Genomic DNA, 20,632 nt, shown 5'->3' on the forward strand with positions numbered 1-20,632 from the left:
CCCGCAACGAGTCGATCTCCCCCCTTGTGGGGGAGATGTCCGGCAGGACAGAGGGGGGTAACCCGCCCGCCAACTCCAAAGAGGGCAGCACTCCACCCGCCACGCTCCATGTCCTCACACACACATCCGCGGAGGCATAGCCATGACCGACACCCCCCTTCTCAAAGTCAACGACGTCTCGAAATTCTACGGCAACCGCATCGGCTGCAAGAACGTTTCCTTCGAGCTCTGGCCCGGCGAAGTGCTGGCGATCGTCGGTGAATCCGGCTCCGGCAAGACCACATTGCTCAACTGCATCTCCACCCGCCTGATGCCGACGACAGGCAGCGTCGAGTATCACATGCGCGATGGCCAATACCGCGATCTCTACCACATGAGCGAGGCCGAGCGCCGCTTCCTGATGCGCACCGACTGGGGCTTCGTGCATCAGAATCCGGCTGACGGTCTGCGCATGACGGTGTCTGCCGGCGCCAATGTCGGCGAGCGATTGATGGCGATCGGCGATCGGCACTATGGCAATATCCGCGCCACCGCGGTCGATTGGCTGAGCCGCGTCGAGATCGACGAGAGCCGTATCGACGACCAGCCGCGCGCGTTTTCCGGCGGCATGCGCCAGCGCCTGCAGATCGCCCGCAACCTCGTCACCGGCCCGCGCCTCGTCTTCATGGACGAGCCGACAGGCGGTCTCGACGTCTCCGTCCAGGCGCGCCTGCTCGATCTCGTTCGCGGCCTCGTCAACGATCTCGGCCTTGCCGCCATCATCGTCACCCACGATCTCGCCGTCGCCCGCCTGCTGTCGCACCGGATGATGGTGATGAAGGACGGCCACGTCATCGAGCATGGCCTGACCGACCGGGTGCTCGACGATCCCCGTGAGCCCTACACCCAGCTCCTCGTCTCCTCGATCCTGCAGGTATAGTTGAGAGCGCGATCCGTAAGCCGGCTAATGGATGCGGATTGCCGCCAGAAAACCAGGGAAACCATATCATGGCAACGCCACTCGTTGTTTCGGAAGTCTCCAAGAGCTTCACCATGCATCTGCGCGACGGCATCAAGCTGCCCGTCGTCTCGGATGTCTCCTTCTCCGTCGCCTCGGGCGAATGCGTCGTGCTCGGCGGGCCCTCGGGCATCGGCAAGAGCTCGCTCTTGAAGATGATCTACGGCAACTACGCGGTCGATAGCGGCCAGATCCTTGTCAAGCACCAGGATCGCATCGTCGATCTCGCCACCACCGATCCGCGCACCATCATCGAGGTGCGCCGCCGCACACTCGGTTACGTCAGCCAGTTCCTGCGCACCGTGCCGCGCGTCGCGGCCATCGATGTCGTCGCCGAACCGCTGGTCGCCCGTGGCACGAAGGCGGATATCGCGCGCGAAAAGGCAGCCGAGCTGCTCGCCAAGCTCAACCTGCCCGAAGCGCTCTGGCAGCTTCCCCCCGCCACCTTCTCCGGCGGCGAGCAGCAGCGCGTCAACATCGCCCGCGGCTTTATCACCGATCACACCATCCTCCTGCTAGACGAGCCGACCGCTTCGCTCGACGCAAAGAACCGCGCCGTCGTCGTCGAAATGATCGCCGAGAAGAAACAGAAGGGCGTCGGCCTGCTCGGCATCTTCCACGACGAGGAAGTGCGCGAGGCCGTCGCCGACCGCATTCTCGACGTGCAGAAATTCTCGCCACGGAGGCCGATCGCAGCATGAGCCGCAAGATTGGCCTCGAGCCCTATATCCACGAGACCGCCTCGGTGAACAATTCGACGCTCGGCCGCTACACCGAGCTGTCGGAGCGCTGCCGCATCGACGAGGTCGAGCTTGGCGATTATTCCTACGTCATGCAGGACGGCGCCATCTGGTGCGCCACCATCGGCAAGTTCGTCAACATCGCCGCTTCGGTGCGCATCAACGCCACCAACCATCCGACCTGGCGCGCCACATTGCACCACTTCACCTACCGCGCCGCCGATTACTGGCCGGATGCGGACATGGAGACGGAGTTCTTCGAATGGCGCCGCTCAAACCGGGTCACGATCGGCCATGACGTCTGGATCGGCCATGGCGCCACGCTTCTGCCTGGCGTCAGCGTCGGCAACGGCGCCGTCATCGGCGCCGGCGCGGTCGTTTCGAAGGACGTGGCACCCTACACCATCGTCGGCGGCGTGCCTGCCAAGCTGATCCGCGAGCGCTTCGGCAAAGAGATCGGCGAGCGCATGGACAGGCTTGCATGGTGGGATTGGGAGCACGACCGGCTGCGCACCGCGCTCGCCGATTTCCGCGCCCTCAACGCCGAGGATTTCCTGGCGCGATACGAGGCGTAGGCCGCGTATCGGTCCGCATCAAACCAATCCGGCGCGGATGGATCGCCATCCGCGCCGAGGCCTTAGCTGAGGCTGATCAGCGCCGTGCCCGCGATGGCAAGGGCCGCCCCGCCCCAGGCATGTGCACGCGGCATCTGCCCGCTGCGCAGCCACACCATCGGCAGGATGACGACAGGCGTCATCGAAGACAGCGTCGAAACGATCCCGACATTGCCGGTCTTCAGGGCCGCCATCAGCAGCGACATCCCGAGCGCCGTACCGAAGAAGGCCGCGGTGGCCGCAAGGCCGAAATCCCGCGCCCGAAAGCCGTTCGCCTGCGCCCGCACCCGGGGGAGCGCCATAAGCGCCCAGAAGCAGATCACCGCCAGCCCGGAGCGCACCGCCATCGCCGTGAATGGCTCGACACCAGCGGCCATCGCCGGCCGCGCCGTCAGGCTCCCCAGCGCCTGCCCGAGCGCGGTGACGACCCCGAGCGTTATCCCGAGCATGGACACCGGTGGTGTTGACGGCGCCGGCTCCGCGATCGGCTCGCCATCGGCAAGCGGGATCATCGGCGCCGGCCGACGCCGGCGAAAGCCGATGGCAATCACGATGCCGCATAAAATGAGCACGACCCCGAACCCCTGACGCAGATCGATCGTCTCGCCCAGCGCGACATAGCCCAGCACCAGCGCGAATGGCGAGGCCAGCGAAAACAGAAGCGCCGTCACACGCGGCCCGGCCGTATAGATCGCCGCGAAATAGGTTGTGCTGGCAATCACGATCCCGAACACGCTGGAAGCGAGAAGCGACCCGAGCTGCCAAGCCCCAAGCGTCGTCCACCCGCCGGCAACCGTCGCCGCCACCGCCGTCATCACGAAGGCAGCGGTCAGCTGCCAGCGTGCCAGCTGCATCAACGGCACCCGCCCGTTGAGCTCGTTGATGAACATCGAACTGAGCGCGATGCAGGTGGCCGAACCGATTGCGAAGGCTTCCGAGACGAACATGGAGATTTCCTTGAGGGGCAACGCAGCTTTCAGGAAAGTCTCGCGGGAAATCAAGATGCTATGAAGCGCGAACGGCACCAATCTCTGCCGGTGACTTGGCGCTCCGATAGCATCAGGATCGGCTGCCGTTTCCCGCGCGAATGTCTCTCATGGTGCAAACCCCATATCTTCCCGCCGAAGCTTCCGCTAATGTCCGCGTCACCACGCGTCCCATCACGGAGCCAGCCTTGACCCATACGCCGCAGTCCCCGGTGAACCTTTGACGACCGATCACGAAGCGACATTCCTGGCCTCGCTCGGCTGGTCCGAATTCTTTTCCGATCAGCTGACGGATGACGATCATGGTCTGATCCCCCGCCGGATCGCCGAAGTGCACCGCAGCCGCCTGAGCGTCACATCGCTGGATGGGCTGATCCGGCTCAAGATCTCGCATCAGCTCAATACGTCCGAATTCGCCGTCGGCGATTGGGTGATGGTCGATCCCGAAGACGACAGGCTGGTGCGCCGGCTGGAGCGCCGCACGCTGCTGCAGCGTCGCGTCGAGGGACGCCAGGGCCAGCAGCTCGGCGCCGCCAATGTCGATACGCTTCTTATCGTCACCTCCTGCAACGCCGATTTCAACGTCGCCCGCCTCGAGCGCTACATGGCGCTCGCCAATCAGGCGGAGACGACACCGGTCATCGTGCTGACCAAGGCCGACCTCGCCCCTGATGTCACGGAATACGAAGCGCAGGCAAAGGCCCTGCAGCGCGATCTCGCGGTGGTCGTGCTCAACGCCAAGAGCGACGGTGCGGCTGCAGCCCTCGGCCCATGGAGTGGCTTCGGCCAGACGCTGGCGCTGATAGGCTCCTCCGGTGTCGGCAAGTCGACGCTGGTCAATGCGCTGGCGGGGCTGAGCGGCGAGGGCTCGCAGGCAACCGGCGGCATCCGCGAGCGCGACGCCAAGGGTCGCCACACCACGACGGCCCGCTCGCTGCACGCCATGGCCGGCGGCGGCTGGGTCATCGACACGCCGGGGATGCGCACGCTCCACGTCAGCGATGTGCAAGAAGGTATCGAGCAGGTCTTCTCCGAGATCACCGAGCTTGCCGAACACTGCCGCTTCCGCGATTGCACCCACGACCACGAACCCGGCTGCGCCGTCCAGGCCGCCGTCAAATCAGGCACGCTGGCGCCGGAGCGGCTGGCCCGCTGGCGGGTGCTGCGCGACGAGAACGACAAGAACACCCCGAAGATGACCGGGCCAAAGGGCAACAAGGTGCTGCAGAAGCGGCGGTGAGCGGGGCGAGGGAGTGCTCATCCATCACATGGCTAGCCATCTCTAGGGAAATCTACTATTTTTCACTAGACTTTCCTATGCATTGCTAGACATCGCTCGAACCTCGGGAAATTCATGGACCCGTTTCGCAATCCATTCGCGCCTGGCGCGGGTAGTCGTCCGCCGGAACTCGCAGGCCGGGATCTCATTCTCGAATCTGCCAAGATTGCCTGCGTGAGGGCCGTAAAGGGCAGGAGTGCTCGCTCGCTCATGCTGCTTGGTCTTCGCGGTACCGGAAAGACCGTGCTGCTCAACGAGATCGGTCGGATTGCGGAGCAAGAGGGCCTGCTGGTTTCCAAGGTAGAGTCCCCGGAAGGAGAGAGCCTCGCCCGCCTCATCTATCCGGAAATGCGCAAAGTCATGCGATCATTGTCTGGGGTGGAAGCGGCAAAGCAAATCGCAACGCGCGGTCTGCGCGGGCTGAGGAATTTCGCTTCGATATTCAAAATCGAAATTGCCGGTGTGGACGTCGGGGTGGAACCGGAATCTGGTTTGGCTGACACCGGTGACCTCCAGTATGATCTGCCGGATCTTTTCGTATTGATCGGAAAGGCGACACAGGCCGCAGGACGTGGCTGGATACTTCTGATCGATGAAGTCCAGTATTTGTCCGATGCTGACCTTTCCGCACTGATCGTTGCGCTGCATCGAATATCTCAGGATGGCCTGCCCGTTCTTTTGGTTGGCGCAGGTCTGCCACAGATTGCACGCCTCGCAGGCGAAGCGAAGTCATATGCCGAACGGCTCTTTCAATATCCAGCCGTGGGCGCTCTTGACCCGGCTTCCGCCGCGCAAGCGGTCAGAAATCCAATAATTGACGAAGGTGCCACCATCGCGCCGGAGGCATTGGAGCTTATCGTCGAGCGAACGAAAGGGTATCCGTTCTTTCTTCAAGAGTGGGGTTCCGTCATTTGGAATGATGCCGGAGGACCGGAAATCACTTTTGCGGATGCAGACCATTCCTACACAGAGACACTGGCGTTGCTCGACGACGGATTCTTTCGGGTGCGGATCGATCGCTTGACGAAAGCAGAGATCCAGTTCGTAAAAGCGATGGCAGGACTGGGGAATGGGCCTTATGCGATGGCGGATGTCGCCCAGGCCATGGAGCGCACGCAGAAGTCGCTGGGGCCGACACGAGCAAGCATCATCTCAAAAGGCATGATCTACAGCACGGATCACGGCTATCTCGATTTCAGCGTGCCGCTTTTCGCCGAATACATGCGACGCCAAGGCTGATCCATCCAGCTCCGCCTCCTAGACCGGCGAACTCTCCGGGTATTGCCGTGTCCGCGATCGCATCCCCAATCACGAACGCCGGTCCACGCCGTCGCACTCGCCTCATCCCACATCTGTCACAGAATTGTGACCCCACTGTCACGTTTCAATCCACAGTAGCCCCGTTTGTGACAGCACTTACACAAAACTGACATTGGAGCTTCATGGACCGGGCCTAATGCACTCCCTCATATCGCGTTTGGGTTATGAGGAAGAGCATGATGTTCGAGCTGAAGAATGTCACCCGTCAATTCGGCAAGAAGATCGCCGTCGATTCCGTGACGCTTGACATCCCTCAGGGCCAGATGGTCGGCATTATCGGCCGTTCCGGTGCCGGCAAGTCCACGCTTCTGCGCATGATCAACCGCCTGCAGGAGCCGAGCTCCGGCTCGATCCATTTCAACGGCACCGAGGTGTCGGGCCTGCGCGGCAAGTCGCTGCGCAACTGGCAGCGCGATTGCGCCATGATCTTCCAGCAGTTCAATCTCGTGCCGCGCCTCGACGTGATGACCAATGTCATCCTCGGCCGTCTCAACCATCGCTCCACCGTGCTCAGCCTGCTCGGCGTCTTCACCCGCGAAGAGCGCGTGCAGGCGATCGCGGCGCTTGAGCGCCTCGGCATCGAGCAGACGGCGCTGCAGATGGCCGGCACGCTTTCGGGCGGCCAGCAGCAGCGCGTGGCGATTGCCCGCGCTCTCATGCAGGCGCCGAAGATGCTGCTTGCCGACGAGCCGATCGCCTCGCTCGACCCGCTGAACGCCAAGATCGTCATGGACGCGCTGCGCGATATCAACGAGCGCGAAGGCATCACCGTCATCACCAACCTGCACACGCTCGACACCGCGCGCAGCTATTGCGAGCGCATCGTCGGCATGGCCGGCGGCCGCGTCGTTTTCGACGGAAAGCCGTCCGAACTGACGGCCGATGCCGTCAACGAGATCTACGGCACCGACAAGAACGGCGCCGGCATCGACGAGACCATGACGTCCACCAGCCTGGATAACATCAAGGGCAAGCAGCAGGACGCCGTATCGCGCGTGATGGCCGCCTCCGCCGTCATGCGCTGACAAGTTTCCGGCCGGGGGAAAAAGCCGGAAAAATACCGATCCCCAGTAACTTACAGTCACTGAAAAACGTCACCAAAGGAGACTACCATGTCTGCGTTCCGCAAGATCCTGATGGCAACGATCGCCATCGCCACCGTTGCAGGCCAGGCCTACGCTCAGGACGTCAAGGTCCTGCGTATCGGCCTCGACGGCGGTGAAAACGAAGCCGACCAGGTTCGCCGCACCGAGTGCGTCAAGCCGGGCCTCGTTGCCGCTACCGGCGTTTCGGAAGTCCAGATCTTCCCGTCGCCGAACTATAACGGCGTCATCCAAGGCCTGCTGGGCGGCACCATCGACCTCGCCGTCATGGGCGCTTCCTCCTACGCCTCGATCTACCTCAAGGATCCGAACGCCGTTACGCCGGTTCTGACCACCAAGCAGGAAGACGGCTCGACCGGCTACTACTCGATCATGGTTGCCCGCAAGGATTCGGGCATCAAGACGCTCGCCGACGCCAAGGGCAAGAAGCTCGGCTTCGCCGATCCGGACTCTACCTCGGGCTACCTCGTCCCGAACGTCTCGCTGCCGAAGGATGTCGGCATGCCGGTCAAGCAGTATTTCTCCGAAACCGGCTTCGGCGGCGGCCATGAGAACCTCGTTCTCGGCGTTCTCGACAAGAAGTTCGACGTCGGCACCACCTTCGGCTCCGCCACCGGCGATTGGGCCCAGGGCTACACCTCTGGCAACCTGCACATCATGGTCACCAAGGGCCTGCTCGACATGGACGATATCGTTCAGGTCTGGAAGTCCCCGCTGATCCCGAACGGCCCGCTGATGGTTTCCAACAAGCTGCCGTCCGACATCCAGAAGAAGGTTACCGCCTACTTCGCCGAACTGCCGAAGACCGACAAGGGCTGCTTCGACAGCTTCACCGGCGGTGGTTACGTCGATTGGTCGCCGGTCGACCAGTCCTTCTATCAGACGATCATCGACGCTCGTAAGTCGGTTATCGGCGGTTGATCCGAACCTCTGAATAAACTCGCGGCGGCATCATCATGGTGCCGCCGTTCGTTCAACAAGGATGCTCAACATGGCGCACGTGGCCGAACCCGACCACATGGGCGGACTGCAGCAAGGCTCCCGCACAATTCTCGATCACTACCAGCAGCAGGTCCGGACACGGCGTATCTACACCGTGATCTCGATCGTTGTGTTCCTGATCGTCCTCGGTGCCTCGCTCGATTTCGCAAACAGCGCCAATTCGGGCAAGTTCTTCGAACGCCTTCCCTACCTCTTCGACTTCATGAAGCATTTCGTGCCGGACAGCCCGCTCGAAATCTTCAGGGCCATGTTCGATCTGCCGTCGCCCTATGCCGATGGCTCGATCAAGTATGATTACGTCAGCGACCGCGTCTACATCACCGACAGCTTCTACATCCCGAATTTCTTCTACCAGCTGGCGATCACCATCAACGTCGCCATCGTCTCGACCATCCTCGGCGCATCCGGCGCCTTTGTGCTCTGCTTCTTCGCCTCGACCAATCTGGTCGGCGCCGGCGCCACCCGCTGGGTCGTGCGCCGCATCATGGAAATCCTGCGCGCCTTCCCGGAGATCGTCATTGCCGGCCTGCTCGCCGCCATCCTGTCGATCGGCCCGATCTCGGCCATCATCGCGGTGTCGATCCACACCATCGGCGCGCTCGGCAAGCTGTTCTTCGAAGTGGTCGAGAATGCCGACATGAAGCCGGACGAGGGCCTGCGCGCATCCGGCGCCAGCTGGCTCGAGCGCGTCCGCTTCGCCATCCTGCCGCAGGTCATGCCGAATTTCGTCTCCTACACGCTGCTGCGTCTCGAGATCAACGTGCGCGCCTCCACCATCATCGGCGCCGTCGGCGGCGGCGGTATCGGCGAGGTCTTCAGCCTGGCGATCGGTCGCGATCACGCCGCCAAGACCTATGCCATCATCATCCTGCTTCTGATCACCGTTGTCTGCGTCGACCAGTTCTCCGCCTGGCTCCGCCGCCGCATGATCGGCAAGCAGTCCTTCGAATTCGGCCGAGGAGCAGCCTGATGTCGTCGCTCACAGTCAACGCCGCCGATCGCCAGCGCCTGCTGGACAATTATCCCGAAGTCTTCCACCGCAGCTTCATGCAGCGCTGGGGTCTCGCCCTGATCGCCGGCATCGTCATCATCTACCTCGCGCTCGCGTTCAATTTCTTCAAGGTCATCCCGACCTTCGTCAACGGCAATTGGGACCGCGCCTCGATCTACGTCCAGGACTGGTATTCCTGGCGGGCCCAGCCGCGCCTGCGCTTCGTCGATGGCAAGGTCGTGCCGCAGTGGACCAGCCGTGGCCAGTATCCGAAGGATGCGGTCATCGCATGGATGCTGCCGACGGCTGCCGGCGGCTACACCGTCACCTACGGCAGCGATGCCGACCGCATGGAAGTGACGCCTGAGCGCGTCGACGTCTATCTCGGCGGTAAGCTCTATCCTGTCGAGATCACCAAGGATCGTGCCATCCTGCCGCCGGGCGCGCCCGCCGTCATGAAGCAGGACGACAGCAAGGTCACAGTCTCCTTCGGTTTCGAGGGCCAGGCGGAAATCCGCTCGACGCAGGTCTATGTGCAGCGCCGCTTCCTTGGCTGGGCCAATTTCTTCTTCGACACGCAGTCGCCCTTCTGGGGCAAGAGCCTCGTCGATGTCGCCGGCCTGATGCTGTCGGGTGATCGCATCGATCCCACGCAGTCCAACGCCTCCCTGGTGCTCGACAATTTCCTCAATAATGCCAGCTGGCAGCACGGCGACATCCTGTCGAAGCTGATGCAGACGCTGGTCATGGCCTTTGTCGGTACCCTGCTCGGCTCGCTCTTCGCCTTTCCGCTGGCCTTCATCGCCGCGCGCAACATCACGCTCAACCGCTCGGCCAACTGGGCGACGAAGCGCCTCTTCGATTTCCTGCGCTCCATCGACATGCTGATCTGGGCGCTGTTCTTCACCCGCGCCTTCGGCCCCGGGCCGATCCCCGGTATCGCCGCGATCTTCTTCACCGACACCGGCGCGCTGGGCAAGGTCTATGCCGAGGCGCTGGAGAATGTGGATGACAAGCAGCGCGAGGGCGTCAAGTCGGTGGGCGCTTCGCCCGTCGTCGTCCAGCGCTTCGGCGTGGTGCCGCAGGTGCTGCCGATCTTCATCTCGCAGTCGCTCTATTTCTGGGAATCCAACACCCGCTCGGCCACCGTCATCGGCGCCGTTGGCGCAGGTGGTATCGGCCTGAAACTCCTGGAATCGATGAAGACCAATTCCGATTGGGACAAGGTGGCCTACATGGTGCTCCTCATCCTCGTCGTCGTCTTCGTCTTCGACAATATCTCCAATGCGCTGCGTTCGCGGGTGATGGGCAAAAAGACCCATTGATGGGTCTTGATCATCATCATTCTGTCACGGAAATCTTTTAGCCGGAAGCAAGCTTGCGGCGGGCGGTCAAATCACGGCAGACTGCCTCCCGCATCCACATAGATTTCCGGGATACTGGCCTTGCGATACGCACTCTATTTCACGCCGCCGAAGGGTGATCCCTTGAACGTGGCGGCAGCCCATTGGCTCGGTCGCGATGCCTTCACCGGCGAAACTTATCCGGCTCCCGATTATCCTGATCTGCCGGCCGCCGAGCAGTTCGAGCTCACCGCTGATCCGCGCCGCTACGCCTTCCACGCCACCATCAAGGCGCCGTTTCACCTGGCCTCCTCGGTCACCGAGAAGGACCTCATCCAGGCCGTCGAGGATTTCGCCGCCGCGACGCCAGCATTCGAGATCCCCGAGCTCGTGCTCGGCCAGCTCGGCCGCTTCTTCGCGCTCGTGCCCGGCTCCCTGCATCCGCCGCTTCAGCAATTCGCGGCCTCCGTGGTAAAGTCCTTCGAACCGTTCCGCGCGGCATTGTCCGAAGCCGATATCGCCCGGCGCAATCCGGACAAGCTCAGCGAAAGCCAGAGGGCCAATCTGTTGCGCTGGGGCTATCCTTACGTGATGGATGACTTCGGTTTCCACATGACGCTTTCCGGCCAGGTGCCGGAAGAGCGCGCCGAGGTGATGAAGGCCATTCTCGCCGAGCGCTTCGCCGCCTTCACCGGCAGGCCGCTTTTGATTTCGGGCCTTGCCGTTTTCGTCGAAGAGACGCGCGGCGCGCCGTTTACCGCCCATTCCTGGTGGCCGCTTGCCGCCGCCAAACCTTGAAAGAATTGACGCCCATGACCAAAGAAACCGTCTTCTCCAACGCCCGCATCGTCCTTGAGGATGAAATCGTCGAAGGATCGGTCCTCGTTCGCGACGGCAAGATCGAGGATATCGCAAGCGGCAGCTCCCGCCTCGGCGAGGATTTCGAGGGTGATTATCTGATCCCCGGCCTGGTCGAGTTGCACACCGACCATCTGGAAGGCCACTATTCGCCGCGTCCCGGCCTGCGCTGGAACAAGACGGCGGCGATCCAGGCGCACGACGCCCAGATCGTCACGTCGGGCATCACAACGGTCTTCGATTGCCTGCGCATGGGCGCGGACGAGGATGGCGGCTTCGAGCATGGCGAGATGCGCGACATGGCCGATGCCATCCAGAAGGCCGAGAAAGAGGGCCGACTGCGCGCCGAGCACCTCATCCACCTGCGCTGCGAAGTCTCCGCCGACAACGTGCTGCAGCACTTCGCCGATTTCGAAAACGACCCCTATGTCCGCCTCGTCTCGCTGATGGACCATGCGCCCGGCCAGCGCCAGTTCCAGACCATGGACCAGTACATCTTCTACTACCAGAAGAAGCGCGGCCTCACCGACGCCGAGTTCGCCAAGTTCGTCGATCGCCGCGTCTCTGAATCCGAGCGCAACTCGACGCCGCACCGCGTCGCGATCTCGAAGGTCTGCGCCGAGCGCGGCATCACGGTCGCCAGCCACGACGACGCCACGCTCGCCCATGTCGACGAGGCGATCGAAAACGGCGTCCGTCTCGCCGAATTCCCGACCAGCTTCGACGCCGCCAAGGCCTCGCATGAAAACGGCATGAGCGTTCTCATGGGCGCGCCCAATATCGTGCGCGGCAAGTCGCACTCCGGCAACATCGCCGCCCGCGATCTCGCCGAGCGCGGCGTGCTCGACGTCCTCTCCTCCGATTACGTGCCGCTCAGCCTGCTCTACGCACCCTTCCTGATCGCCGATGAAGTCGAGAGCATCTCGCTGCCGAAGGCGATCGCCATGGTCACGTCGACACCGGCCCGCACGGTGAGCCTCAACGATCGCGGCCGTATCGCGACAGGCCTGCGCGCCGATCTCGTCCGTGTCTTCCGCGACGAAGGCGTTCCGGTCAGCCGCTCCGTCTGGCGCGAAGGGCGCCGGGTCGCATGACCGTGCACGAAACGCATCCATCGCACGAGCCCCACGTCGTTCCCGGCACCGAGCACGGCATCATGGTGGTCGTGGTCGGCCCCTCCGGCGCCGGCAAGGACACGCTGATGGCGGCAGCCGCCCGGCATTTCCGCGAGCGGCAGGACGTGCATTTCGTCCGCCGCGTCATCACCCGCGATCATGATGCCGGCGGCGAGGATCATCTCGCCGTCTCGCCTCAGGGCTTCGCCTCGATGGAGCAGGCCGGCAGCTTCTCCGTCTGGTGGGAAGCCCACGGCCTGAAATACGGCATCCCCTCGGAAGTCTCGGTGTCGCTGTCAGCTGGAAGCCTCGTCATCGCCAACGGCTCGCGCTCGGCGCTGCACCATTTCCACGCCGTCTTCCCGCGCTTGAAGGTCATCAACGTTACCGCCCGCGCAGACGTGCTGGCAAGCCGTCTCGAGGCCCGCGGCCGCGAGACCCACGAGGACATCATGGCCCGCCTGGCCCGCGGCCCGCTCACCGTGCGCGGCGATTACGACGTCGTCGATCTCGACAATAGTGGGTCCTTGGAACAGGGCGAACGCCGCATGGTCGAAGTCCTCGAGGGCTTCCTCCAGGAAATCGGCTGACGACGATGCGGCCGATCCGGGTTGTCCAGTATGATCCGCGTTGGCCCTCGTTCTTCCAGGCCGCGCGCGACGAACTCCTGTCGCTCGCGCCCGGCCTCATCCTTGCTGTCGAGCACATCGGCAGCACCGCCGTCCCCGGCCTCGCCGCCAAGCCGAAGATCGATCTCGACGCGGTCCTGATCGACGCCACCGCCCTCGCCACCTTGGCCGATAAACTCACGCTCTCCGGCTTCCGCGCCCACGGCGACCCGCATGGCGACGGCCGCCTGCCGTTCACCCGTGAGCACGAAGATTACGGCCTGCGCCTCTACCTCTGCCTCGAGGCCAACCCCGCCCACCACGACCGCCTCCTCTTCCGCGACCACCTCCGCCTCCACCCGGACCGCGCCGCCGAATACCAGGCACTGAAGCAGCGCCTTGCCGAAGAAGCCGCCGGCGACTGGGACCACTACACCGGCGGCAAGAGCGCATTCGTTGCCGAGACGCTCCGCCGCGCCGAGGCCGAGATTGCCGCTGTGCGGGGATAATTTTATTGCGCGGCGAAAGATATCGCCGCGATATCAGCCGCTTGCGGATTTCATCGTCCCCATCCATCCCCGCCGCAATCGTCGCTCTCATACTGATGCCGTCATTGGACAGGGAGCTGGGTCGCGAACCGGATCTGACACATCAGGGCGCAAGCCCGGCGTCCGGTGATGGTTGTTGAAAGGTGGATGATCGGGTCGTCAGGACCTCGCATCCATCCGGAAGCGAAAGGCCGAGAGACGCTCCTGTCGGCCTGGATATCCGGAAGCCTCGATATGATCGGGCAGGCGACATCGCCTGACAATCATACTCTATACCAAACGTTGCCTGCCCATTCCCAATCATGCCGTCGCGGAGAGGTCTCCGGCGCGGGGTTTTGTGGTGTGCGGTTGGCGCGCTGTCTGAGGCCGACGCCTTTCATTCAGCTTTTACCGTGGGGTACCCCCCTCTGCCCTGCCGGGCATCTCCCCCACAGGTGGGGAGATTGGCTGGGCTTGCCCGCTCGCTCCACGCTCATTGTTTGGCGAAAACCTCACCACGAGTCGATCTCCCCCCTTGTGGGGGAGATGTCCGGCAGGACAGAGGGGGGTAACCCACGGCAAAACCGAGCCTACGTCCACACCCCACTCACACCCCCCGCCGATTCCCCCACAACAACACATGCAGCTGCGGCAGCACCCTGGCCTCGAACCACCGATCCTCGGTCACCTTCCCCACCAGCCACAACATCCGCTCCATGATCCCATCGACATCGATCCTGGCATCATCGTCATCGGCAGGCGGCGGCGTATGGTTCCCGGGCTGCAGATAAACCGGCAGATCCGGATACCGCCCCGCAACCTCCCGCGCATAGCGATAATCCCGCTCATCGAACACCACGATCTTCAGCGCAACCTCAGGCCCGCCGGCAGCCTTCCGCAGACAGTCCTCGACCTGCCCCCAATCCGTCTCCATCCCGCTCGACGGCGGCTTCGGGCTCAGCACCAGCGTATCGAGATCGGCAAACCAGTCCCTGGCGACACTGCCCTGCGTCTCCAGCGCGAACCGATAGCCCTCGCCATGCCCGCGCTCGATCAACTGTCCCAACGGCTGGATCGCCGGGTTGCCGCCGGAGAGCGAGACGGTGAGCGGCTGCCCGCCGGAGAGCGAAACGACCTCGGCCCAGATCTCCTCCACCGACATCGGCGTCCACTGATCGCGGTATTCGCTGTCGACGGCATGCAGCGTGTCGCACCACGAACAGCGGTAATCGCAGCCGCCCGTGCGCACGAACACCGTGGGCAGGCCGATCAGCACGCCCTCGCCCTGGATGGTCGGCCCGAAGATCTCGCTGACGCGGATCTTGTGATCGGCGCTCATGGCCGATACTCCGCCCAGGTCTTCGGCGTCTCACTGACCCGAACGGCCGACGTTTCCGGCAGGATAGCCTTGCACCAGTCATAAAGGTGCTTGGCGAGATATTCCGACGTCACCCGATCATGACCAAGCACCTCGTTCAGATGCCGGTGGTCGAAGCGATCGTCGATATAGCGCTTCAGCGGAGCAAGCTCGTGATAATCGCGCACGAAGCCATCCGCGTTGAGCTCTGACGCGGCAAGCTCGACGACGACGATATAGTTGTGCCCATGCAGCCGCGCGCATTGGTGATCGGCGGGCAGATGCGAGAGCTGATGCGAGGCGGAGAAGTGGAATTCCTTGGTAATGCGGAACACGGGGTTACACCTCCGTGGCCGAGAAGCCCGATGTCGCCGACTTCCAGAAATCCGCGTCCTCGTACTCCGTCGGGTCCGCGACGCCGGCCAGATGAAACGCCTCGCGCCGCTCGACGCAGGTGCCACAGCGCCCACAATGACGCCCTCCGCCCTTGTAGCACGACCATGTCTCTGCAAACGGCGTCCCGTGCTTTTCCCCGTCCGTGACGATATCGGCCTTGGTGGCATTGACGTAGGGCGCCTGCAGCTTGACGCTGGCATAGCCGTCCAGCGCCGCATCCTGCATCACCTGGAATGCGTCGATGAAGCCGGGGCGGCAATCCGGATAGATGAAGTGGTCACCACCGTGCACGGCAACGGCGACGGCATCCGCCTTCTGTGCGGCGGCAAGCCCGAAGGCGATGGCGAGCATGATGGCGTTGCGGTTCGGAACCACCGTCGCCTTCATGGTCTCCTCGGCATAGTGTCCATCGGGCACGTCGATATTGTCGGTTAGTGCCGAGCCGGTGAGATGGCTGCCGATCGGCCTGATGTCGATGATCTGATGCGGCACGCCGAGCCGCTTTGCGCAGGCGGCGGCGTAGTCGAGTTCCTTGCGGTGACGCTGGCCGTAATCGAAGGAGAGAAGGCCGATGAGGGTTTGTTCCGCAGCGATCCTGTGCGCAAGCGAAACGGAGTCCAATCCGCCGGAGCAGATGACGATAGTCTTCATGATGTTTGATCCCTTGTTTTGACCGGGTGGGCTGCGACCGGATAGGCGCGTTCTAGGCCAACGGGACTGCATTGTGAAGAACCAATCGAACCCCCATATTTGATGGGTGAGGCCGCACGACTACCTGAGAGCGTGGCTTTTGAAATCGTCTCGGCTAAGGTGCGGCTATTCGATTCGGGTTTGGGAGGTATTTCATGGTTTTGGGCGGCTTCGACATCGTGGTCATCGCGCTGGTGGTCTTCGTCATCCTGGTGCTCTTCGCCGGCATCAAGACGGTCCCGCAGGGTTATCAGTACACGGTCGAGCGCTTCGGCCGCTACACCCGCACGCTGGGTCCCGGCCTCAACATCATCACCCCCTTCATCGAGCGCGTCGGCGCCCGCATGAACGTCATGGAGCAGGTGCTCGACGTTCCCACCCAGGAAGTCATCACCCGCGACAACGCCTCCGTCTCGGCCGATGCCGTCGCCTTCTACCAGATCCTCAACGCTGCCCAGGCGGCCTACCAGGTCTCCAACCTCGAAAACGCCATCCTCAACCTGACCATGACCAACATCCGCTCGGTCATGGGCTCGATGGACCTCGACGAGCTGCTCTCCAACCGCGACGCCATCAACGACCGGCTGCTGCGCGTCGTCGATGATGCCGTCCAGCCCTGGGGCATCAAGGTCACCCGCGTCGAGATCAAGGACATCCAGCCGCCGCGCGATCTCGTCGACGCCATGGCCCGCCAGATGAAGGCCGAGCGCGAGAAGCGCGCCCAGGTGCTGGAGGCCGAAGGCTCCAGGAACGCGCAGATCCTGCGCGCCGAGGGCGCCAAGCAGTCGGCGATCCTGCAGGCCGAAGGACAGCGCGAATCCGCCTTCCGCAACGCCGAGGCGCGCGAGCGTCTGGCCGAGGCCGAGGCCAAGGCCACCAAGATGGTGTCGGAAGCGATAGCCGCCGGCGACGTGCAGGCGATCAACTACTTCGTGGCCCAGAAATACACCGAGGCGCTGACCGCGATCGGCTCGGCCACCAATTCCAAGGTCGTGCTGATGCCGATCGAGGCCTCGTCAATCATTGGCTCGCTGAGCGGCATCGGCGCCATCGCCAAGGAAGTCTTCGGCGGCGGCGACACTCCGCCGGCAGCGCCTGCCCCGCGGCAGGTCCAAGCCCCGCGCACGACGCCGCAGGTCAACCCGTTCAACCAGAACCCGGAGCGCTGATCGATGCTGGCCGCCATCACATCGGAATTGGGGCCATGGAGCTGGTGGGTCGTCGGCCTCGTGCTGCTCGCCGCCGAGATGCTGGTGCCCGGCTTCTTCCTCGTCTGGATCGGTCTCGCGGCAATCGCCGTCGGCGCGCTGTCGCTGCTCTTCTGGGATAGCGCCTTCTGGGTCTGGCAGCTGCAGGCGATCCTGTTCGCCGCCTTCGCCGTCGCCGCCACCTTCATCGGCCGCAAGCTGACGCGCGATCACGGTGAGACGGACGAGCCCTTCCTCAACCAGCGCGGCGCCAGCCTCGTCGGCCGCACCGCGACGCTCGCCGAGCCGATCACCGAAGGCCGTGGCCACATCAAGCTGGATGACACGCAATGGAAGGTGAGCGGCCCGGATCTGCCCGTCGGCGCGCGCGTCAAGGTCATATCAAGCAACGGCCGCGACCTGACGGTCGAGGAAGCCTGATCCCGATCAAGCTGGCCTTGATCCCGATCAAGCTGGCTTGATCAGGCCACGCCGATCCTGAGCAGATCGTGGAAATGAATGAGCCCGACCGGCTTGTTGTCGTCGTCGACGACGATGAGCGCGCCGATGCTGTGCTTGTTCAAGAGCGCAAGCGCCGCGGTCGCGAGCACATTCGGCTTCACCGTCTTCGGCGCCCGCGTCATGATATCGTCGACCACGAGTTCCGAGAGATTGCGCGAAAGGTTGCGCGCCATGTCGCCCTCGGTGACGATGCCGCAAAGCCGTCCATCTTCGTCCAAAATGCCGACACAGCCGAAATGCTTGCGTGATAGCGTCGAAATCGCCTCCGGCAGCGGTGTGCCCTTGGCAACCAGCGGCACGCGCTCGCCGGTATGCATGACGTCGGCGACATGGCTCAGGGCAGCGCCGAGCTTGCCGCCCGGATGAAACACATGGAAGTCGCGCGCCGTGAAGCCGCGTGCTTCGAGCAGCGCGATCGCGAGCGCATCGCCGAGCGCCAGCTGCATCATCGTCGACGTGGTCGGTGCCAGGCCGTGCGGGCAGGCTTCCTCCACGTTCGGCATCAGAAGCACGACATCGGACGCCTTTGCCAGCGACGAATCCGGCGAGCAGGTCATCGAGATCAGCGGGATGGAGAAGCGGCGCGTATAGGCGATCACGTTGCGCAGTTCCGCGCTCTCGCCGCCCTTCGACAGCGCCAGCACCGCATCCCCCAGCCCCACCATGCCGAGATCGCCGTGGTTGGCCTCGGCGGCATGCATGAAGAAGGCAGGCGTTCCTGTCGATGCCAGCGTCGCGGCGATCTTGACGCCGATATGGCCGCTCTTGCCGACGCCGGTAACGATCACCCGCCCCGAAATCCCGCCGATCGTTTCGACGGCCTGCATGAAAGGCCCGGCGAGATCGCCGTCAAAGGCCTGTTCGAGGGACACCAACGACTGTCGTTCCGTGGCGAGTGTGCGCCTGGCCGAGTCGATCACGCCGTTGTCGATGAGATTTACCGCTCGCTTGATCATCGCCATCCGTTAGCCGCTTTCCAGCGCGGTGTCCACCATAGCGGCGGATTGCGCACCGCCTTCGGCCAAATGGCAACGAATGGTTAACCACGAGGCTTTACGTTCGGGTAACCACTTCGAAGCATGCCGAGCGCAACCATATGGGCCATTGGAGACATACGAGCAGTCTGACGCCGCTCCGCGCGGCGGGCGTTGCCATGTCCGTGGCACTGGCCGGTCTCGAGCTCGCAGCCCCCACTTCGGCGCTCGCCCAATCGGCGCGCACCGCCGCATCCTCCTCTCCCCTTGCCCAGTCCACCTACATCGCCACCCCCGATGCCGCGGGCGATCAACAGGATGACGGCACGGCCATACCCGGCGCCACGGCATCCGCCGACGACCCGACCAATGCGAACGACGGCACCGCCAACGGCGCCAACGCCAACACCACCGCGACCGCACGGCAAACCCCATCAGGCGACCAGCCGAGCGACGAAACCACCGGCTCCATTCTCGACGAAGACATGATGCGGCTGAACACCCGCGAGGCCCCGCTCGACGAGCGCAGGCCGCGCAAGCCCGACGTCAATCTCTCGACCGAGGAAACCCCTGGCATCCGCGTCGGCACCTTCGTGCTGCGCCCGACCGTGACGCAGAGCATCAACACCGAGACGCAGAAGGACGGCGACGTCAAGCAGACGCGCGCCTTCCTCGAAACCGACATGAAGACGACGCTGACGTCGGACTGGGCGCTGCATCAGCTGCTGATCACAAGCGAGGGCGCCTGGCAGAAGAATGTCAGCGGCGAAGGCGAGGAGCAGCCGGACTTCAGGATCAACGGCGATCTGAGGCTCGATCTTCCCGAGGAAACCACGGCCCACATCACCGGCGGCTACCACTTCTACCGGGAAGACACCGACGACCCGAACGCCATCCAGAACGCCGACCAGCAGTCGGACGTGCAGGAATTCACTCTCGGCGCCTCGATCGAGCGCGACTTCGGCATCCTGCGCGGCAGCACCAGCATCGATTTCACCCGCACGATCTATTCCGACGCCACGCTGTCCGATGGCACCGTCGTCTCGCTCAGCGACCGCGACCAGACATCGGGCACGCTCCGCGGCCGCATCGGCTACGAGCTGTCGCCTGCCCTGATCCCCTTCATCGAAGGCAATGTCGGCAAGACGGTCTATGACCAGACGACCGACGTGGCCGGCTACCAGCGCTCCGGCGACAGCTACGGCGCCAAGGTAGGCGTCGAGGTGGATCTCGGTGAGAAGCTGCGCGGCGAAGTGGGCGTCGGCTACGAGATCGCCAGCTTTGACGACAACAGGCTCTCCGATATCGACGCAACCGTGCTCGATGCCAGTGTCCGCTGGTCACCGTTGCGCGGCACGGATATCGATTTCGGCCTGCAGACGAGCCTGCAGCCATCCACTACGCCAGGTGTCGCGGGCTATATCTCGCGCGCCATGACGACGACGGTCACGCATCAGCTGCGCGACAATCTGGTCGGAACCTTTCTGGGTGGGATAACCTTGCGCGACTATCCATCGGATAGCACGATCAGCGACGAGACGGTCTATACGACCAGCGCCGGCCTGACCTGGAACATCAACCGATATCTCGATCTGACGAGCACCATCGGCTACGAACTCACCTCCAGAAAAGTCGGCGCCGACTCGCAGCAATGGCGAGCCGGCGTCGGTCTGAAGCTGAAACGCTGACAGCGATCGGGAAGACCGCGACGCGGCCTCCCCTTCAATCGCCTGATATCAGAGACCCTTGAGCAGGTCCTTGAAGCCTTCGATCACGGTCGGGCGGATATCCGCACGCTCGAGCGCGAAGGCGACGTTGGCGAGGATGAAGCCATCCTTGGCGCCGCAGTCATAGGTCGTGCCCTTGAAGTGGTAACCGGCGAATGCCTGGTCCTTCAGGAGCTTCAGCATTCCGTCGGTGAGCTGGATCTCGTTGCCGGCGCCGCGTTCCTGGGTTTCCAGGATCTTGAACACCTCGGGCTGCAGGATGTAGCGACCGTTGATGAAGAAGTTCGACGGAGCTG

The 20,632-nt window shown here is 63.5% G+C and carries 21 protein-coding genes and 1 pseudogene; 16 read left to right on the top strand and 6 right to left on the bottom strand.

Annotated features, from left to right (window positions below):
• The first annotated feature begins 142 nt into the window (after positions 1 to 142).
• The 3 genes from phnK to B3605_RS03380 all read left to right on the top strand — a co-directional run bounded on the left by phnK (position 143) and on the right by B3605_RS03380 (position 2,312).
• Positions 143 to 919 (top strand): phosphonate C-P lyase system protein PhnK, encoded by a 777-nt coding sequence (gene phnK / locus B3605_RS03370; protein WP_018899232.1) that lies wholly within the window; start codon positions 143 to 145, stop codon positions 917 to 919.
• Positions 920 to 987: 68 nt separating this feature from the next.
• On the top strand, positions 988 to 1,698 hold the full coding sequence (gene phnL, locus B3605_RS03375) for a phosphonate C-P lyase system protein PhnL (protein ID WP_112945185.1): 711 nt from the start codon (positions 988 to 990) through the stop codon (positions 1,696 to 1,698).
• Positions 1,695 to 2,312 carry a DapH/DapD/GlmU-related protein gene (locus B3605_RS03380; protein ID WP_112945186.1) on the top strand — a complete coding sequence of 206 codons (618 nt, stop codon included), beginning with the start codon at positions 1,695 to 1,697 and terminating at the stop codon, positions 2,310 to 2,312. The genes phnL and B3605_RS03380 overlap by 4 nt, the downstream gene beginning before the upstream one ends.
• Before the next feature lie 62 nt (positions 2,313 to 2,374).
• Here the strand turns inward: B3605_RS03380 and B3605_RS03385 are convergent, their stop codons facing one another.
• Entirely contained in the window at positions 2,375 to 3,298 is a 924-nt protein-coding gene (locus tag B3605_RS03385; protein WP_112945187.1) for a DMT family transporter, read from the bottom strand.
• A 259-nt stretch (positions 3,299 to 3,557) separates the two neighbouring features.
• Between B3605_RS03385 and rsgA the strand changes: the two genes are divergently transcribed.
• From rsgA to B3605_RS03435, 10 genes are all read left to right on the top strand, one after another.
• Positions 3,558 to 4,577, top strand: coding sequence for a ribosome small subunit-dependent GTPase A (gene rsgA, locus B3605_RS03390; RefSeq protein ID WP_112945188.1), 1,020 nt, complete (start codon positions 3,558 to 3,560; stop codon positions 4,575 to 4,577).
• Between the two features lie 114 nt (positions 4,578 to 4,691).
• On the top strand, positions 4,692 to 5,855 hold the full coding sequence (locus B3605_RS03395) for an AAA family ATPase (protein ID WP_112945189.1): 1,164 nt from the start codon (positions 4,692 to 4,694) through the stop codon (positions 5,853 to 5,855).
• A gap of 260 nt (positions 5,856 to 6,115) precedes the next feature.
• Positions 6,116 to 6,961 (top strand): phosphonate ABC transporter ATP-binding protein, encoded by an 846-nt coding sequence (phnC, locus tag B3605_RS03400; RefSeq protein WP_047506748.1) that lies wholly within the window; start codon positions 6,116 to 6,118, stop codon positions 6,959 to 6,961.
• 87 nt (positions 6,962 to 7,048) lie between these two features.
• Complete coding sequence (gene phnD, locus B3605_RS03405) at positions 7,049 to 7,960, top strand: phosphonate ABC transporter substrate-binding protein (protein WP_047506750.1); 912 nt, start codon at positions 7,049 to 7,051, stop codon at positions 7,958 to 7,960.
• A gap of 70 nt (positions 7,961 to 8,030) precedes the next feature.
• Positions 8,031 to 9,011 carry a phosphonate ABC transporter, permease protein PhnE gene (phnE, locus tag B3605_RS03410; protein ID WP_018899240.1) on the top strand — a complete coding sequence of 327 codons (981 nt, stop codon included), beginning with the start codon at positions 8,031 to 8,033 and terminating at the stop codon, positions 9,009 to 9,011.
• Entirely contained in the window at positions 9,011 to 10,357 is a 1,347-nt protein-coding gene (phnE, locus tag B3605_RS03415) for a phosphonate ABC transporter, permease protein PhnE (protein WP_112945190.1), read from the top strand. The genes phnE (B3605_RS03410) and phnE (B3605_RS03415) overlap by 1 nt, the downstream gene beginning before the upstream one ends.
• Positions 10,358 to 10,477: 120 nt before the next feature.
• On the top strand, positions 10,478 to 11,173 hold the full coding sequence (locus B3605_RS03420; protein ID WP_112945191.1) for a DUF1045 domain-containing protein: 696 nt from the start codon (positions 10,478 to 10,480) through the stop codon (positions 11,171 to 11,173).
• Positions 11,174 to 11,187: 14 nt separating this feature from the next.
• The gene (locus B3605_RS03425; protein WP_018899243.1) at positions 11,188 to 12,327 is read left to right on the top strand and encodes an alpha-D-ribose 1-methylphosphonate 5-triphosphate diphosphatase; all 1,140 of its coding nucleotides are present in this window, start codon (positions 11,188 to 11,190) and stop codon (positions 12,325 to 12,327) included.
• Positions 12,324 to 12,938: a phosphonate metabolism protein/1,5-bisphosphokinase (PRPP-forming) PhnN gene (gene phnN, locus B3605_RS03430; RefSeq protein WP_112945192.1), complete on the top strand. Its 615-nt coding sequence runs from the start codon at positions 12,324 to 12,326 to the stop codon at positions 12,936 to 12,938. Before B3605_RS03425 ends, phnN begins: the two co-directional genes overlap by 4 nt.
• 5 nt (positions 12,939 to 12,943) lie before the next feature.
• A complete protein-coding gene (locus tag B3605_RS03435) occupies positions 12,944 to 13,465 on the top strand; it encodes a GrpB family protein (protein WP_112945193.1) in 522 nt (173 codons plus the stop codon).
• 625 nt (positions 13,466 to 14,090) lie between these two features.
• Here the strand turns inward: B3605_RS03435 and queE are convergent.
• Genes queE through queC form a run of 3 tightly spaced genes read right to left on the bottom strand, consistent with a single transcriptional unit; the run spans position 14,091 to position 15,887 of the window.
• Positions 14,091 to 14,822, bottom strand: a complete 732-nt coding sequence (gene queE / locus B3605_RS03440; RefSeq protein ID WP_112945241.1) for a 7-carboxy-7-deazaguanine synthase QueE — start codon at positions 14,820 to 14,822, stop codon at positions 14,091 to 14,093.
• On the bottom strand, positions 14,819 to 15,175 hold the full coding sequence (queD, locus tag B3605_RS03445; RefSeq protein ID WP_112945242.1) for a 6-carboxytetrahydropterin synthase QueD: 357 nt from the start codon (positions 15,173 to 15,175) through the stop codon (positions 14,819 to 14,821). The genes queE and queD overlap by 4 nt, the downstream gene beginning before the upstream one ends.
• Positions 15,176 to 15,179: 4 nt before the next feature.
• On the bottom strand, positions 15,180 to 15,887 hold the full coding sequence (queC, locus tag B3605_RS03450) for a 7-cyano-7-deazaguanine synthase QueC (RefSeq protein ID WP_112945243.1): 708 nt from the start codon (positions 15,885 to 15,887) through the stop codon (positions 15,180 to 15,182).
• 194 nt (positions 15,888 to 16,081) lie between these two features.
• Between queC and B3605_RS03455 the strand changes: the two genes are divergently transcribed.
• Entirely contained in the window at positions 16,082 to 17,095 is a 1,014-nt protein-coding gene (locus B3605_RS03455; RefSeq protein ID WP_112945244.1) for an SPFH domain-containing protein, read from the top strand.
• A gap of 3 nt (positions 17,096 to 17,098) precedes the next feature.
• Positions 17,099 to 17,554, top strand: a complete 456-nt coding sequence (locus B3605_RS03460; protein WP_112945245.1) for an NfeD family protein — start codon at positions 17,099 to 17,101, stop codon at positions 17,552 to 17,554.
• Positions 17,555 to 17,595: 41 nt separating this feature from the next.
• Here B3605_RS03460 and B3605_RS03465 read toward each other — a convergent pair whose 3' ends face one another.
• Positions 17,596 to 18,591: a KpsF/GutQ family sugar-phosphate isomerase gene (locus tag B3605_RS03465; RefSeq protein ID WP_112945277.1), complete on the bottom strand. Its 996-nt coding sequence runs from the start codon at positions 18,589 to 18,591 to the stop codon at positions 17,596 to 17,598.
• 140 nt (positions 18,592 to 18,731) lie between these two features.
• Here B3605_RS03465 and B3605_RS03470 point away from each other — a divergent pair, with 140 nt between their 5' ends.
• Positions 18,732 to 20,297 carry an outer membrane beta-barrel protein gene (locus B3605_RS03470; protein WP_112945246.1) on the top strand — a complete coding sequence of 522 codons (1,566 nt, stop codon included), beginning with the start codon at positions 18,732 to 18,734 and terminating at the stop codon, positions 20,295 to 20,297.
• 48 nt (positions 20,298 to 20,345) lie between these two features.
• On the opposite strand, the pseudogene B3605_RS03475 reads toward B3605_RS03470, so the two are convergent.
• Positions 20,346 to 20,632, bottom strand: a pseudogene (locus tag B3605_RS03475) (UTP--glucose-1-phosphate uridylyltransferase); the annotation flags it as partial.

It is taken from the genome of Rhizobium sp. UBA1881, from assembly GCF_002338015.1.
Classification (GTDB): domain Bacteria; phylum Pseudomonadota; class Alphaproteobacteria; order Rhizobiales; family Rhizobiaceae; genus Rhizobium.

Bases quoted from the DNA above. Each gene is read 5' to 3' on its own strand.
- B3605_RS03380 (WP_112945186.1), top strand. From the start codon at position 1,695: ATGAGCCGCAAGATTGGCCTCGAGCCCTATATCCACGAGACCGCCTCG.
- queE (WP_112945241.1), bottom strand. From the start codon at position 14,822: ATGAGCGCCGATCACAAGATCCGCGTCAGCGAGATCTTCGGGCCGACC.
- phnE (WP_018899240.1), top strand. From the start codon at position 8,031: ATGGCGCACGTGGCCGAACCCGACCACATGGGCGGACTGCAGCAAGGC.
- B3605_RS03470 (WP_112945246.1), top strand. From the start codon at position 18,732: ATGGGCCATTGGAGACATACGAGCAGTCTGACGCCGCTCCGCGCGGCG.
- phnE (WP_112945190.1), top strand. From the start codon at position 9,011: ATGTCGTCGCTCACAGTCAACGCCGCCGATCGCCAGCGCCTGCTGGAC.
- B3605_RS03455 (WP_112945244.1), top strand. From the start codon at position 16,082: ATGGTTTTGGGCGGCTTCGACATCGTGGTCATCGCGCTGGTGGTCTTC.
- phnK (WP_018899232.1), top strand. From the start codon at position 143: ATGACCGACACCCCCCTTCTCAAAGTCAACGACGTCTCGAAATTCTAC.
- B3605_RS03460 (WP_112945245.1), top strand. From the start codon at position 17,099: ATGCTGGCCGCCATCACATCGGAATTGGGGCCATGGAGCTGGTGGGTC.
- B3605_RS03425 (WP_018899243.1), top strand. From the start codon at position 11,188: ATGACCAAAGAAACCGTCTTCTCCAACGCCCGCATCGTCCTTGAGGAT.
- phnL (WP_112945185.1), top strand. From the start codon at position 988: ATGGCAACGCCACTCGTTGTTTCGGAAGTCTCCAAGAGCTTCACCATG.
- B3605_RS03385 (WP_112945187.1), bottom strand. From the start codon at position 3,298: ATGTTCGTCTCGGAAGCCTTCGCAATCGGTTCGGCCACCTGCATCGCG.
- phnD (WP_047506750.1), top strand. From the start codon at position 7,049: ATGTCTGCGTTCCGCAAGATCCTGATGGCAACGATCGCCATCGCCACC.
- queC (WP_112945243.1), bottom strand. From the start codon at position 15,887: ATGAAGACTATCGTCATCTGCTCCGGCGGATTGGACTCCGTTTCGCTT.
- phnN (WP_112945192.1), top strand. From the start codon at position 12,324: ATGACCGTGCACGAAACGCATCCATCGCACGAGCCCCACGTCGTTCCC.
- phnC (WP_047506748.1), top strand. From the start codon at position 6,116: ATGTTCGAGCTGAAGAATGTCACCCGTCAATTCGGCAAGAAGATCGCC.
- B3605_RS03435 (WP_112945193.1), top strand. From the start codon at position 12,944: ATGCGGCCGATCCGGGTTGTCCAGTATGATCCGCGTTGGCCCTCGTTC.
- B3605_RS03465 (WP_112945277.1), bottom strand. From the start codon at position 18,591: ATGATCAAGCGAGCGGTAAATCTCATCGACAACGGCGTGATCGACTCG.
- B3605_RS03395 (WP_112945189.1), top strand. From the start codon at position 4,692: ATGGACCCGTTTCGCAATCCATTCGCGCCTGGCGCGGGTAGTCGTCCG.